This window comes from Sorangium sp. So ce1504 (assembly GCF_051521635.1).
Classification (GTDB): domain Bacteria; phylum Myxococcota_A; class Polyangia; order Polyangiales; family Polyangiaceae; genus Sorangium; species Sorangium cellulosum_B.
In genome coordinates, this window is record NZ_CP150365.1 from 6,071,721 (window position 1) to 6,085,925 (window position 14,205).

Annotated in this window: 9 protein-coding genes and 1 pseudogene; 3 read left to right on the plus strand and 7 right to left on the minus strand. The window is 66.8% G+C overall.

Annotated features, from left to right (window positions below; genetic code table 11):
- Positions 1-190: 190 nt before the first annotated feature.
- The 5 genes and pseudogenes from WMF39_RS22780 to WMF39_RS22800 all read right to left on the minus strand — a co-directional run.
- Positions 191-925, minus strand: a complete 735-nt coding sequence (locus WMF39_RS22780; RefSeq protein WP_437747562.1) for a hypothetical protein — start codon at positions 923-925, stop codon at positions 191-193.
- Entirely contained in the window at positions 922-2,721 is a 1,800-nt protein-coding gene (locus WMF39_RS22785; RefSeq protein ID WP_437747563.1) for a hypothetical protein, read from the minus strand. The genes WMF39_RS22780 and WMF39_RS22785 overlap by 4 nt, the downstream gene beginning before the upstream one ends.
- A gap of 27 nt (positions 2,722-2,748) precedes the next feature.
- On the minus strand, positions 2,749-4,005 hold the full coding sequence (locus tag WMF39_RS22790; protein ID WP_437747564.1) for a hypothetical protein: 1,257 nt from the start codon (positions 4,003-4,005) through the stop codon (positions 2,749-2,751).
- 120 nt (positions 4,006-4,125) lie between these two features.
- The gene (locus WMF39_RS22795) at positions 4,126-5,859 is read right to left on the minus strand and encodes a polysaccharide deacetylase family protein (protein ID WP_437747565.1); all 1,734 of its coding nucleotides are present in this window, start codon (positions 5,857-5,859) and stop codon (positions 4,126-4,128) included.
- A gap of 951 nt (positions 5,860-6,810) precedes the next feature.
- Positions 6,811-6,939: pseudogene (locus WMF39_RS22800) on the minus strand (IS5/IS1182 family transposase); the annotation flags it as partial.
- A gap of 1,015 nt (positions 6,940-7,954) precedes the next feature.
- Here WMF39_RS22800 and WMF39_RS22805 point away from each other — a divergent pair.
- Positions 7,955-9,742, plus strand: coding sequence for a hypothetical protein (locus WMF39_RS22805; RefSeq protein WP_437747566.1), 1,788 nt, complete (start codon positions 7,955-7,957; stop codon positions 9,740-9,742).
- A gap of 203 nt (positions 9,743-9,945) precedes the next feature.
- Here WMF39_RS22805 and WMF39_RS22810 read toward each other — a convergent pair whose 3' ends face one another.
- Both WMF39_RS22810 and WMF39_RS22815 read right to left on the minus strand, forming a co-directional pair.
- Entirely contained in the window at positions 9,946-10,605 is a 660-nt protein-coding gene (locus tag WMF39_RS22810; RefSeq protein WP_437747567.1) for a hypothetical protein, read from the minus strand.
- A 78-nt stretch (positions 10,606-10,683) separates the two neighbouring features.
- A complete protein-coding gene (locus WMF39_RS22815) occupies positions 10,684-11,166 on the minus strand; it encodes a hypothetical protein (RefSeq protein WP_437747568.1) in 483 nt (160 codons plus the stop codon).
- 292 nt (positions 11,167-11,458) lie between these two features.
- Between WMF39_RS22815 and WMF39_RS22820 the strand changes: the two genes are divergently transcribed.
- Complete coding sequence (locus WMF39_RS22820; RefSeq protein ID WP_437747569.1) at positions 11,459-12,829, plus strand: sigma 54-interacting transcriptional regulator; 1,371 nt, start codon at positions 11,459-11,461, stop codon at positions 12,827-12,829.
- A gap of 92 nt (positions 12,830-12,921) precedes the next feature.
- Positions 12,922-14,154 carry a GNAT family N-acetyltransferase gene (locus WMF39_RS22825; RefSeq protein ID WP_437747570.1) on the plus strand — a complete coding sequence of 411 codons (1,233 nt, stop codon included), beginning with the start codon at positions 12,922-12,924 and terminating at the stop codon, positions 14,152-14,154.
- Positions 14,155-14,205 lie beyond the last annotated feature (51 nt).

Consider the following 14,205-nt stretch of genomic DNA (forward strand, 5'->3'; position numbering starts at 1 on the left):
TGCCTCATATACCATCCATGGTTTGTTACCAAAACGTGTTCCCGACCCAGCGCTCTGCTGGGGCTCGATATCTCCGACAAGGCGCCGTCATGGGTATGCGCGCTCCGTCCGCGTGCGACGCGGCGCACGATAAATCACGCAGTCCGGCAACCCCGCCGGACACGGAGAGGTCTTCAAGACACGCCTGCCATCAGGGCTTCTGATCCGGCAAGACTGGACGCGACGCTCGCAGCTCGACCTCGAGGCTCGCATTGTCAGCCCGAATCCCAGCCGGCCCCCTTAGCTTCAGTGCCGAGTCTGGCAATTTCCCTATCCATACGACCGCATGGTCTACATCCACGTGAAGTGTGTTCGCGTCGAGATCGAGCCGAGCGAGCAACGTATGGCTCGTACCGGCGCGGATCACAGGGATATCCGCGCGCGACCAGGTCGGCAAAAGCCTCGTGTAGCCTCGGTCACGGCACTGCGCATGCGCATTCTGTCCAGGGTTCACCTTCAAAGAGACCTGGATTCCATCGTCGGGCTCGATGTGCCACATCACGTAGAGCACGTTGCATGTGTCCTGGGCAAGGAGCTTTATGCCGACCTGCCGTCGCATTTCGCCCGAAGCGAGCGGCGCACTGTAAAGAGTGGGGCCGAGATAGGCGAAGTTCATCTGGACCGTGGACCGAAAATCACCACCGATGAGCGCGCGCAGCGCGGGCGAGCGCAGCGCCGAGTGAGAGCTGTCAAGGGCTTCGATCGTGCCGCTCGTAGCTCGCAGTTGAGCCACGCTGATCGATTCGAGTGAAGCACTGTCCATCCAACCACCATAGATCGGCGCGCTGCCTTGCCCCCTACGACCGGCAGCCACCACGGTCACCATACCGAGCGATATGGAGGCGGCTGCCAAGATCAACACCGAGGCGCTGGCTCTGGCTTTCACGAGCCTATCCCCGCTCCGCGTCCTGATGACGGTCTCGACGGGTCAAAACCGGGTCGAGGTTGGTGCCAAACTGAAAAAAAGCCCGGCTTCTTGCCCGTGGTCCAGCCCTCGTAACCGTTGGGAGTCCAGGGAGTCTCTCGCCACCCGAACCAGAATGCTCCAAACGGGACATCTCCACGAAGGATCGCACGCAACGAGAGTTGCAAGGCACGCCGGACACGGAACAGCAGGGCTATGCGCGACGAGCCGCCACGGATGAGCGTCGCCTCCGGCGCAAACCCGGTGACATTGCCGAACAACAACACATCGTGGACCGCCCCCACGAATGAGGAAACGAAAGCGAAGACGAATGCATGCAATGGCGAAAACGGAATCGCCAGCAACAATCTCCAGTAACGAAGATCACCATTGATGACGAGAGCAAAGGCGATGAGCAGACTATTGAGGACGATCTGGCATGTACAAAGTCCGATGACGAAGATCGTCAGTCCACTCGGGTTGAAGAAAGATGCCGGGAGATACAGGTAGAACAACCCGGTCAAAAACCAATATCTGAATCGCAAGAACAGAATCACAATCGCGGGGAGGCCCAAGGTCCAGTAAAATGGCAACGCGCGCCAGAATCGCCCCGTTACCTCGATGCGTGCGGTGTTCCACCGGCGGCGCTGCCGGAACAGACTCTTGATCGTGGTCGGCGAAGAGGTATACACGCGAGCCTCGGGCTCATACTTCAATGCCCGGTCGATCCACAGAGCGCGAAGCATGGCCCACAAGGCATGAAGCGGAGTTCTAGGGGGCTCGAAGTGAAACCGGCCGTTCTTGAACGTCGCAAGGATGGCCATGAACGCCATCACCGTATCATCGGTGTCGCCGGCGATCAGCTCTGGAATCTCGGGCACCGTGCTCGCGGAGAAGCTTGGGAGCGGGAAGCCGAGCCACCAGAGGACCCAATGCCGCAATCGCAACGTGCGGATGTACGCCAGAAACTTCGGAGCGGCTGCGAAAATGTCATACCATGTGCAGTAAAAGACCCCCGGCACGCCGCAGAGTGGAATCGGCCGCAGGTTGTGTCGTGCCACGTTGGCGATCATGTACTCGCGCGCAATTTGAATCGTGAGCTGGCCCTCGACCGTGAAAAAGTGCCTCCATCCTTGCCAGAAGCGATTGCCACGAAGATAAAAATTGCCAGCCACAGCACGAGCAGGCCAGCCGGTCAAAGGATGCCGTCTCACCAAACGCTGGACCAGCTTCCGGAGAGCGTCGGGGCCAAGATCAGCATCGGCATCAGTGCTGATGTAGACCTCGGGAAAGCGCGGGTGGTACCCCTTCGAGACCCTTTCGCGCAAAAACTTCACCCCATGCTCGATCGCCATTGGCTTTCCACGCCTCCCGGGGGTTCCGGTCACATACAACCAGATGCCGGGTCGGCGCTCTCGGGATTCTGCCCAGCTGCGAAGCTCGGCGTAGAGCTCGGGTGCGTCATCATAGCCATCGATGCTGATCACGATGAACAATTCGGACGGATAACTGTTCATCAGCGCGCTCTCGACGGTGCAGAGCATGCTGGCGAGCTCGTCCCATTTGCGGAGCAACGACGGGATCACGAGGACCGCGGAAGGAAGCGTGTCCTGTTGTTCGCAGCGATCCATCCGGCCAAACGCCAGAGTCCACATGTGGCGGGGTAGAAGGTAGAAGTGATCCCAGGCGAATATCGAGAACAGAAAAAGACAGTGCACGAGCGGCGCGGATAGGAGGAGCCCGTCCCACGCGTGGAGGCTCCACAGCAGCGATTCCATAACTGAACCTCCCTTGGTCCGGATCGTTCAATTGTTCGACCGGGAGTGGTCTTCCAGGTGCGCTGCCGGCATCGCAGACTCGTCCTGGCTTGCCTCCACTTGTAGCGAGGCGGGTGGCGTCTCGTCTTCGGATGCGACATCCGGCGGCTGCGTGTCCGTCGCATTGTAATGCTGGCCGCGGCCAACGTTGCCTTCAAGACGAACTCGCAAGCTCTTCGCCTTGGCAGAATCACGGTCCCGCAGGTTGAGCACCGCGTATTGCCCACGCGCCTGATGTCCCCAGGGATCCGGGAGCGTGACCTCACCAGGGACGATCTCGGCGACCGTGCCCACCGCCTCGCAGAAGAACAGGCCCCAGACGCACGAGTAGATTTTCGCGCCTCGCTCGACCCCCTCGATTTGGGTATAGGGAACGAACGCTACGTCCAGGCTCTGCTCGGTTGCCCGAAATGTCGGCCGGTTCCGCAGATCTGCTGCGATCTGGTCGATGTTCGCGACACGTTCGGTAAGGGCGCGCTCGTATGCCTGCTTGGCGCGCTTCTCGGACTCGAGCCGCAGCAGCTCCATTTCGATACGGGCCAATTGCTCGTCGCGGAGGATGGCCTCGGGCGTGGCCGGCGCTCCATCGTGCCCCGAGAGCGCCTTCTGCACCAGAAGCTTCTCGTACATCAGGCCGTCGCTCTGTATCCTCTCGCGCTCGTTCCCGAAGAGCGCGAGGTTCATCTGATTGAGGGTCTGCATTTCTTTTGCGTAGTCTGTCCGCGAGATGATGCCGGCCTCCATGTCGGCCTTTGCCTTGCCTGTAAGCGCCGTTTGCTTTTCTATCATCGCGGCGAGGAAGCGCTTCTGGTTTTGCAGTGCCTTGATCTCACCTTCAACCATCTGTGCTTGGCGGGAATTCAGCTTCGTAATCCAATCGCGCCCGCTGGCTACGGTCGGTCGGAGTTGCTCCAGGCGTTCGATCGCTGTCTCAGCGGCCAGGAGGTCCTCGCTGCAGCTCTCGAGCTCAGCGACCGCACGGGTGCGCTCGACATGCAGCTCGTTCATCTTGAGCTTGTTGGCGAGGACGATGTCATTATCGGGCGACAAGATGAGCGGCGCAATAACCGAATCGCGCGCTGCTTGGTAGACAGCGTGACCGATCGACCCAATGCCTCCCACGACGCCGCACAGCGTGATAAACGCAAGAATACGCGTATGGACGCCTGACTTCGACTTGCATGGACCAGCGTTGGGCTCCGGAGCGGCACCTGCGTCCAGCTCGGGCTTCTTTTGCGCGCTCATACCATGAACCATGACGCTCCTCCGAGTATTCCGAGTAGGCATAGAACGAAGCAAACAATGGGAGTCGTGCGGCCAATATACTTAGTCGCGACAACAATCATTCTTGTCATGAGATAGCTTCTAGTTCCCGACGGCGGCAAAATCATCCACCGTGAGCGAGCCGATGGACTCAAGCGCCAAGCCGAAGCTCAAGCGACGGGCTGCCGCCGGCGCTACCGGTGTCGTGAACGAAGCCTGCGTCCAGGTGGAGGTTGCAGCGAGCGCAGAGCCTTCGGTCCAGTAGTTCCACTCACCCGCCGTATCCTGATAAAACACCACCATGCGGGCTGTACCCGAACCCTTGTACCAACCTGAAACGGTGTAGGTGCGCCCCGGTTGCGCCGGAGGAGCGCAAGGGCCCGAGTCTTGCCTCGTGACCAGCTTGCGGTCGCCGTTCTTGTAGCGCGAGATGGTTACGTTCTCGGCGCTTGCCCCCGTATGGGCGTCGCTCGTGCGCGCCCATGTCGCGGTGTTTGCGCCGTAGCGCCCGCGCTCCCAGCAGTCCGCCACGCCGTTCTCAGGGTTAACATCATCCTCCAGTGAGGCATTGGAGATAGGAATAGAATCCGTGGGCGGCGTGCTCCCGCCCCCGTCTCCGCCATTGCCCCCGTCTCCGCCGCCGCCACCGTCTCCGCCGCCGCCACCGTCTCCGCCGCCGCCACCGTCTCCGCCGCCGCCACCGTCTCCGCCACCGCCACCTCCCCCGTCTCCGCCACCGCCACCTCCCCCGTCTCCGCCACCGCCACCTCCCCCGTCTCCGCCACCGCCACCTCCCCCGTCTCCGCCACCGCCACCGTCTCCGCCACCTCCCCCGTCTCCGCCACCGCCGCCGCCGCCACCGCCACCTCCCCCGTCTCCGCCACCGCCACCGCCACCGCCCCCGTCTCCGCCGCCCCCGTCTCCGCCGCCGCCGCCGCCGCCGCCCCCGTTAATGACTTGATCGACCGTCTTGACTTGAATGTTCATGGTCGATCTATTGCGCTGAATCCAGTTCAGAACGGCGTCAAAGTCGGCGACCGCGAAACCGTATTGTTCATTGCAATCCGTACAGATGTGATGAAAAATCAACGGCACCCACCCGCCACCGTTGCGGTGCGCATTCTCGATCCAGCCTGTAACCGCGCCCACCGACGTCGTTGACTGGATAGAGCCATAGCCGCCAATTAGCTGAGCGTTTTGCGGAGGAATCGTCTCGGCGGCATTCGTCGAGCAGCTTCCACAAAGACCACTGACACCGCGCGCGCTGGTGAAGCCGCAGTCGCGGGAGATGCCCTGAAGCGCTACGTTCGACTCTCCGAATGGGTAGGCGAACGATGTCACCGAGAATCCGGGATTCTCCGGAGCAAATAGATTTATCAACGCCCTGCGGTCGTCGCACATCTGCCGCACCTGCTCGCTTTCGCTGAGCGTAGTGAGGTGCGGATGGGTCAGCGTGTGGCTGGCAATCTCATTACCATCATTCAGCAGATCTTGGATCTGCTGCTGGGTCATGTAACCACTCCGGCCGATGCGTGGACTGTTGAGGTAGAAGGTGCCGTGCATGCCGTACTCTTTGAGAATGTCGCGGGCCACATACTGGTCCGCAATGGTATCGTCGAACGTCAACGACACCACGACCGATCCAGGATCCCCAATCGCGGCAATGGATTTCCCGACATTCTCTCGACTCTCCGACGATCTTTCGTCCTCCTCGCCCGACTCAGCGCTGCAGCTGGATTGAAAGACCAGAACCAAGACCATTCCGAGCACATAGGACGTGGTCTTTATCGAAGCAGCGCCCACCTGTTTTTTATCAAAGACTCGACAAGAGAGCATGTTTCACCTGTAGTTTGGAGCGAGACACGAGGTGATGGATTGCGTGCCTAACGCGCATGTCACGCATTCGAAAATCATTTACCTTGGACCTCTTCCGTGTGGCTTGCGGGCCATGGAAGGGGTTTCGCCTTTGGACTCAAGGGATTGGCGAGCTTCGGCTCGCCCCCGGCAAAACCGCTGGCTTTGATGTCACCCAGGTTCCGCCGTTACTCCAACAGAACGGACGTTCGAGGTGCAAGAGCTTCAGCTATCGAAGGCGACCGGGGGGGGGGATTGTCGCTACAATCGGATCTACGATATCGCATCGCGATAGTCTAGAGAATAGTAGCGCCGCCGCAATCCGATGCATATCGGGATGCGAGTACAATGCTAGCAGATGTCCCCGTCGCTCGGGGCTCAGCTACCATGCTGTCCGAAGCCAGTCTGCCCTAGGCGGCCATAGCACCTGCGCAAAGCCGCCTCCGGAGCGAGCATCTCGGAGCTTCCTCGCAACACCCCTCTTGGCTACGGAGCTCGTCCGCGCCGATGCGCGGGAGTCCTGCGGCAGAGGAGGATGGCGTTGGCGCCGCGGGACGTTGACGACGGTGTTCTCCCGCTGGACGAACCCTGCATGCCCCGCACACCTCGGTCGCACAGTCGGCTCCGAGCCGCGCTGACGATGGTGCTCACCGTCGTCAACGTGCTCGTTGGCCGCGACTCGCTCCGCCAGCTTCGTGGCATCGTACATCGCGAGCCCAGCTCGTCGCCGAGAACGCCCTGCGCGGGTAGGAATCGCAAACGCCATCCGAAGATCATGGGAAGGAAGTCGGAGCGTTTAAGAGACGTCAAGCCCCGACTGCGGGACCTGCCCTGGGTTGACAGAACGTAAGCGTTCACCGCCCGGATCTGCGATGGACGCCGTCCTACCCACCGTGTCAGAGAGGTTGTCGCGCTGGCTGATCCGCTTGGAGCCTATCCCAATAGGCCAGCCGCGCGCCAGGTGATGATCCCGCAAGCGAAGTGCAGAAGGGCGAGGTAGGTGTCCGCGCGCTTCGACCAGCGGACGAGGTTCGCCCGAAATTGATTCATCCAGCCGTGGTTCCACCTCTGCCCAGATGGCGTCGGGGATCCTCCAGCCGTCGTCCTCGTGCTGCTCCATCTGCCGGCGGCTGCCGCGTCACACGCCGATGTCAAATGTGCTCACCGAAGCCGGTCCCCTGTGGAAAGGTCTCGCCAAATAAGAGAAACCACGTTCAAGAGCGCGAACCTCTTCACTTGCTCTCCCTTTCCGGATTTTGTCTTTCTGCCAAGTCCGTCGTCCGATGTCGCACGTCTCGAGGGCCGCCGGCCCATGACCATCGTTCCTCTGGCGAATCGCAGAGCTCTCCGTCAGTGGGCGGCGGGACAGCAAGCAGTCGTCCGAGAAGCCCAGCGCGGCTCAAGAAAATGCACCGGTTCACACGGAGACATGTCCCGAGCCCGAGCGTGGTGCCCCGGGCGGAGCCCCCGGCGCCAGCGCGGGCAAGGCGGTGTGTCACAGGCGAACTTGTGCAGTTCCTTTCGACCTTCATAAGGAGGTCACATGAGCAGACACGCTATCTCCCGCGACGTTCGCCAGAGGGATAGGACGGACCGGAGCGGCGGTTCTTGACCGGCAGGTGCTGACCGGCACGCGCCCCCGCCGCCCCCCTCGACCCGTCCTCATCGCCCTCGCGCCGGTGGTGACGCCGTCGAACAGGAGTTGGGACGGGCTGACCCATGATTCCGAGCCTCATTGGGTCGGTTCGAGTTTAGCCGGAACATCGGCAGAGACGCACGCTCGAGCTATCGCGCTCGCCGCGAGCGCAGCGTGTATGTCACCGACCTGCGCGATCTGAACGTCTTGCGCGCGTAGCGGATAGAGCACGTGTCCGGGTCACCCCGCGCTCCTCGGCGACAGGGCTCGAACAGCGCAACTCCCCGGGAGACCTCGCCAATCGCACAAACGTGATTGATCTCACATTTTTCCCGCGACCCCTGCCCCAGGGCGGGGTGAGCCGCAGGTAGGGCGGCGCCGCGCGAGGCGCTCCGGTCCATCTACACGGCGCGCGCGAGCTGCCCTACGTTGTGGTCACGAATGAAACCGGATCCTTTCGATCGCTTCGCGCGGTGGCTCAACCACCCTCGCTTCGTCCAGGCCGTCTTGCTCCTCGCGCTCGCCCTGGCGCTGCCCACGGTGGCGATCGCCTTCTATGCCGATGACTACATCCTGTTCTGCTACCTCGCGAAGCTGATCCCTGGCTCGCCTCCCTGGTACGATCTCTACGACTTCTTCCCCGGCGTTCCGGAGGAGACACGGGCTGCCGTCTCCATCTCCGGGCTGCCGTGGTGGACCGATCCGGAGCTCAGGATCCACCTTGTCCGCCCCCTGGCGAGCGCGCTGTTCACGCTGGAGCGCGCGGTCTTCGGCGACACCCCGCTCGGGTACCACCTTGTCTCGATCGCGCTCTATGTCGCCCTGGTCGCCGCCGCCGGCAGGCTGTTCCTGCGGGTTCTCCCGGGCGCGACCGCGGCGCTCGCGCTGCTGATCTTCGCGGTCAGCGGGAACCACGTTCACCCGGTCGGGTGGATCGCGTGCCAGCACATGCTGCTCGCGGCGCTCCCGGTGGTGCTCGGACTCCTGGCGTACCTCCGCTACCGCGAGGATGGGTGGCGCCCCGGGCGGTACCTGGGCCCGCTCGGGCTCGGGATCGGGCTCCTCGGCGGCGAGGCGGCGCTCGGCGGGGCTGCGTACTGGATCGCCTATCAGCTCGCCGGTCCCGTGCCGCCGGGCCGCGCGGACGGCTGGCGCGCCCGGGCGGCCGGCGTGCTCCCGGTGCTCGGCCTCCTCGGGTACTTCGCCGCGTACAAGGCGTTCGGCGGCGGCGCCGCGCACACCGGCGGGTATATCGACCCGCTCAACAGCCCGCTCGCCTTCGTGGCCGCCGCGGCGGAGCGGCTGCCCATCCTGATCGGCGGCGCCCTCGTGGCCGTGCCCGCGGATCTCTCCGTCCCGCTCCCCAAGCTCCCCTTCATCGCGGTCGGGCTCGCGGCGGCCGCGGGCGTCGCCCTCCTCTATCGCGCTTGCCTCCCCGCGGTCCCCGAGCGCGAGCGGGCCGCCTTGCGCTGGCTCGTCCCCGGGGCGCTCCTCGCGTTCTTCACGAGCCTCGGGGGCTTCCCCGGGTCGCGCCTGCTGCTGATGCCGGGCCTCGGGATCGCGCCGCTCCTCGCCGTCGTCGTCCTGCGCGGGCTGCGCCGCGCCCCCTCGCCCGGGGTCGCGTCATGGCCCCGCCGCGCCGGCGCCGGGTTCCTCGCCGCCGTGCACCTCGGGATCGCGCCGCTCCTTTTCCTCGCCGCCACCGCATCGAGCATCGATATCGCGCGCAAGCTCGAGGACATCGCCCGCACCGCGGAGATCGACGCGCCGCCCCGCAAGCGGGTCTTCATCGCGGCCGCCTCGGATCCCATGGCAGCCATGTACCCGCAGGCGATCCGCGCCCTGGAGTCGCCCGATTCGTTCTCCTGCTGGTCGATCCTCTCGATGAACAAGGGCACGCACCGCCTCACGCGCACAGGCCCGTCCTCGTTCTCCCTGGGGCGCATCGACGGGACGATGCTGACCGGGGCGTTCGAGACCCTCTATCGCGCGCCGTCCTCGCCGATCGCGGCGGGCTACGAGGTCGGCCAGTGCGGCGCCACGATCCGGGTCGCCGAGGTCGCGGACGGGAGGCCCGTGCGGCTCGAGGTCGACCTGGGCGCGCCGCTCGAGGATCCGGGGCTCGTCATCCTGGCGTGGCGCGACGGGAGGCTCCGCCGCGTCGCGCCGCCCGCGGTCGGCGAGGCGGTGGAGTTCCCGTGGTCGCCGGGGCCGATCGGGTTCTTCTGAGCTCTTCCGGGGGCCGCCAAGGACGCCAGGAACAGCAGTTTCCGCCCCCCTCTGCACCACCCAGAGCAGAGCCGCAGCAGAGCGGCGGTCACCCGCACAGGAGACGGGCCCAGATCGGCGTTTTCGGCGCGCAAGCGCACTCCGGTGCGCTGAGCACCGAAAACGCCGAGGTGGGCCCGTATCCGAAGCGGGTGACCGTCGCTCTAGAGGGCCATCGGCAGCGGCGCGCCTTCGCGACCGACGTAGGCCACGGTCACGAGCTCGCCTTCCCGTGGATCGTTGACAGGCAGGGTGAAGAATCCCCCTCTCCAGAGCGTCTCCTGCGGGCTCATGAAGGCGCTCCGGACGAACTGCTCGTATTGCTCGAAGTCCTGGTGCACCGTCTCGACACGGCACATCGAGCTCCGGCACTCGATCGAGCGGAGCGACGAGGTGTCCGGGAGCGCCGCGCTCAGCTTTTCCCGGGCCGCCTCGCGCGCCTCGGCGCTCCACCGGGTGTCGGTCCCCTGCTGCGTGAACGTGTCCTCCAGGCGCTCGCGCACCGCGGCCAGCGCGGCCGCGCGCTGCTCGACCGTCGGGGCGCTCTCGCTCGCGTCGCCCGGGGGCTCCGGCGCGGGTGCTGCGGGCGCTTCCGCCGGCGGAGCCACGGGGGCCGGCGCGGCGGCCTCGATCCGCCGCTCGGGCCGGGGCGCGGCGCCGGCGAGGGCCGGGCCGCTCTTCGTCGCCTCGATGGCGCGCGAGAGCGCGCCCATGTCCTCGCGCATGCGCGCCATCTCCGCCTCGTCGCGCCGCCTGTCGACGGCGAGCGTCGCGACGGCGCCGGCCGCCGCGAGCACGATCAGAACCTGCCAGATCCTCTTCATGACTCCCTCCGTCGAATGGCGCGCCGGGCCGGAGCCGTGAGAGCGCGCGCCGCGCTCCCACGGCGGCCGCGGCCCCTCTCAGTAAACGAGCTGGACCACCTGCGCGCCCGGACCGACCGCGCAGGCGGCAAACGGCGAGGTGTCGGGATAATAAGGGGTGTCCGGCAGCTTGATGTTCTCGAACCACCCCGTCGTCGCAAGGTCGACCCCGCCGCCGGACCAGCCGCCCCCCGTGGCCTTGTCGAAGACGAACGTGGCGCAGTTCATCGTGGTGGTCCAAGTCGGCTTCTTCGCGGTCACGGTGACCCTCGCCCAGTTGTTGAAGGGGCCGGGATCCATCACGAGGGGGAGGATGATGACCGAGTTGCCGCAGCGGTGCCCGCCGACGAAGCCGTCGTTGATGAGGCTCCCGAAGCTCTCGCTGAAGCAGCTGGCCTCGGCGGCGTCCCTGGTGCGGCCGATGAATGCGGCGGTGTTCCTGGCCGAGGCGTCCGGCGCCACGCCGACCGTGGCGAGGGCGGAGGCGACGGCGAGCATCGAGAGCTTGAGGATGGGCTTCATGGGATTCTCCATTCGGGCGCTTGTTGGTAGACGCGCTGCCGGCGATGCGCCCCATCGCCGCGCGTTCGAGGTGTTGTTGTCCATGGCCCGTTGACCGTGGACCGTTATCCGCGGGTCGCTGGCCGCTGACGTTTCACCGTTGAGCATCGAGCGTGCCAGCCGCGTCCCGCGCGGATCGCCCGGTGGCGGAGCGCCCTTGTCGCGCGCCCGTCGCACTCCCCTGCGCCGGCGTGGCCTGGGCGGCGACAGCGCCACCGCGCGGGGCGCGACGCCGCCGTGGTATCGTGGCGCCATGGCGAGCGGACCCCCGAAGAGAGCAGCCCAGAGCGGCGGCGATACGCTGACCCACCCGGGCGCCCGCCCGGACGACAGCGCGGGCATGGTCCGCCGGTTCCGCATCGAGCTCGTGGAGGGCCCGGCCAAGGGTGCTGTCTGGGACTCCTCCGCCGATCGGTGCTCTATCGGGTCGAGCGAGGGCAACGACCTCGTGGTCGCCGACGCCACGGTCTCCCGGTTTCACTGCGAGATCCGCATCGACGACGCCGGGGCGCGCGTCCGCGATCTCCGCAGCCACAACGGCACGGTCGTCGACGGGGTGCACGTGATCGAGGCGTTGCTGCGCACCGGCAGCCTCATCCGGCTCGGAAAGACGGTCGCCCGCTTCGAGTTCGGCACGGAGCACAACCGCCTGCCGCTCTGGGAGGAGGCGCGGTTCGGCGCGCTCTCGGGCGCGTCGGCGGCGATGCGGGCGGTGTTCGCGCTCCTCGCGCGGTCCGCCGAGCGCGATGTCACCGTGCTGCTCGAGGGCGAGACCGGCACCGGCAAGAGCCAAGCGGCCCGCTCGATCCACGAGCGGAGCGCGCGGCGGGACAGGCCGTTCGTGGTCGTCGACTGCGGCGCGATCCATGGGAACCTCATCGAGAGCGAGCTCTTCGGCCACGCGAAGGGCGCGTTCACCGGCGCGGGCGAGCAGCGGATCGGCGCCTTCGAGGAGGCGTCGGGCGGGACCATCTTCCTCGACGAGATCGGCGAGCTGCCGCTCGACCTCCAGCCGAAGCTCCTGCGGGCGCTCGAGGCGCGCGAGATCCGCCGCCTCGGGACGAACACGCCGAGGTCGGTCGACGTGCGCGTCATCGCGGCCACGCACCGGGACCTGCGCGCCGAGGTGAACGCGGGCCGCTTCCGCGCCGATCTCTATTTCCGGATCGCGGTCGTGCGGATCCCGATGCCGCCCCTCCGGCAGCGCCCCGAGGACATCCCGGCGCTGCTCGACGATCTCCTCGCCTCGCTCCACGCGACGCCGGACGAGGCGGCGACGCTGCGGGACCCGAGGGTGATCGCCCGCATGACGCGCGCCGCGTGGCCGGGCAACGTGCGCGAGCTCAGGAACTACGTGGAGCAGTACCTCGTGTTCCGCGCGCCGCCGCCCGTGAGCGAGCTCGCGCCGGTGAGCGCGCCGCCGCCGGTCGACGCGAGCGTGCCGTACGCCGAGGCGCGCGACCGGGTCCTCTCGGACTTCGAGCGCCGCTACTTCGAGGCGCTGCTCCGCGCCCACGACGGCAAGGTCTCGCGGGCCGCGGCCGCCGCGGGGCTGGATCGGCGGTACCTGTACCGCCTGCTCCACCGGCACGGGCTGGGGCCGGAGCGCGAGCCGGAGGGGTAGCGCCGCGGCGTCAGAAACTTGGACAGGGTCGGCGGGGTCCGGATAGGAGGGACCATGCTCGATCGCACGCCGCGGGCGAACCGCTCCTACCGATGGCGGGTACGCTCCTGAAGACTCCGTCCCTCACCGTCCGCTCCCCCGCTCCGGTCGCCGACGCGACGGCGGTGATCGAGATCGCGGCGCGCACCTTTGGCAGTTACGCGAGCTTCCGCGCCGACTGCGCCGCCTGGTACGTGAACCACAGCCACTACGACTGGGACGCCTCGGTCATCGGATTCCTCGGTGATGCGATGGTCACCCACTGGGGCGTGTGGGGTTACCGGATGCGGATCGGTCGGGCGGAGGTGCGCTGCGGCGGCATCGGCGCGGTGGCCACCGAGGCGGCCCACCGCGGGAAAGGGCTCATGGCCCGCACGGCGCCGCACAGCCTCGACCGCATGCGCGCCCGCGGCTATCACCTCTCGATCCTGTTCGGGATCGACGACTTCTACCACCGGTTCGGCTATGTGCCGGCCTGGCCCGAGTCGCGGTGGCGCGTGAAGCTCGCCGACCTCCCGGCCACGCTGCCTCGGCTGCGCGGCCTGCGCCGGATCCCGGCGGCGCCCACGCAGGCGCTGGTGCGGCTGCACAACCGGTGGAACGCCGGCCTCACCGGCACGGCGGTGCGGCCGACCTTTCTGCGCTCGTGGAGCGGCATGCGCAAGGACGTCGAGGCCTGGTGCTGGGGCGCCGATCGAGAGCGCCCCGACGGGCATGTCGTCGTCCAGGCGAGCGGGAGCCGGCTCGTGTGCGCCGAGGCGACCGGCGCACCGGACGCGGCGCTCTCGGCGCTCGGGGCCCTCTGCCGGCGGAAGGCGCTCCCCGGGCTCCGCTTCGACACGCTCCCCTACCGCTCGGCGCTCGCCGCGCGGCTCCGGACGCTGAACAGCCGCTACGAGCAGCGGTATGCTGCCAACGGCGCCGCGATGGTCCGGGTCGTCGACCTCCCGGGATGCCTCGCGGCGATGGCGCCGGAGCTCTCGGCCCGGCTCGCCGCGTCCGAGCTCGCGGGCTACCGCGGCGCGCTCACCCTCGCCAGCCCCGAGGAGACGGCGACGCTCCGCCTCGACCGCGGCCGCGTCGAGGTCGTCCGCGGGCGGAGCGCCGCGGGGGCGCGCAGCGCGGTCGGCGGCGGCTGGGCGGTGGCGCGGCTCCTCCTCGGCTCGGACGCGCCGCTGGAGGTGTGCGACGCGGGGAAGCTCCGGCTTGCCGGAGACGCCGCCCGGCTCGTCCCGGTGCTCTTCCCGGCGCAGCACCCGCAGCTCACGCTGGCAGATAGGTTCTGAGGCCGCCGGCTCGTTCATCTTCACCCCGCCTGATACAAGGCCGGTGTACCG

Excerpts from the sequence above, each read along its gene's own strand:
- WMF39_RS22785 (WP_437747563.1), bottom strand. The coding sequence starts at position 2,721 with ATGGAATCGCTGCTGTGGAGCCTCCACGCGTGGGACGGGCTCCTCCTA.
- WMF39_RS22790 (WP_437747564.1), bottom strand. The coding sequence starts at position 4,005 with ATGAGCGCGCAAAAGAAGCCCGAGCTGGACGCAGGTGCCGCTCCGGAG.
- WMF39_RS22795 (WP_437747565.1), bottom strand. The coding sequence starts at position 5,859 with ATGCTCTCTTGTCGAGTCTTTGATAAAAAACAGGTGGGCGCTGCTTCG.
- WMF39_RS22805 (WP_437747566.1), top strand. The coding sequence starts at position 7,955 with ATGAAACCGGATCCTTTCGATCGCTTCGCGCGGTGGCTCAACCACCCT.
- WMF39_RS22810 (WP_437747567.1), bottom strand. The coding sequence starts at position 10,605 with ATGAAGAGGATCTGGCAGGTTCTGATCGTGCTCGCGGCGGCCGGCGCC.
- WMF39_RS22815 (WP_437747568.1), bottom strand. The coding sequence starts at position 11,166 with ATGAAGCCCATCCTCAAGCTCTCGATGCTCGCCGTCGCCTCCGCCCTC.
- WMF39_RS22820 (WP_437747569.1), top strand. The coding sequence starts at position 11,459 with ATGGCGAGCGGACCCCCGAAGAGAGCAGCCCAGAGCGGCGGCGATACG.
- WMF39_RS22825 (WP_437747570.1), top strand. The coding sequence starts at position 12,922 with ATGGCGGGTACGCTCCTGAAGACTCCGTCCCTCACCGTCCGCTCCCCC.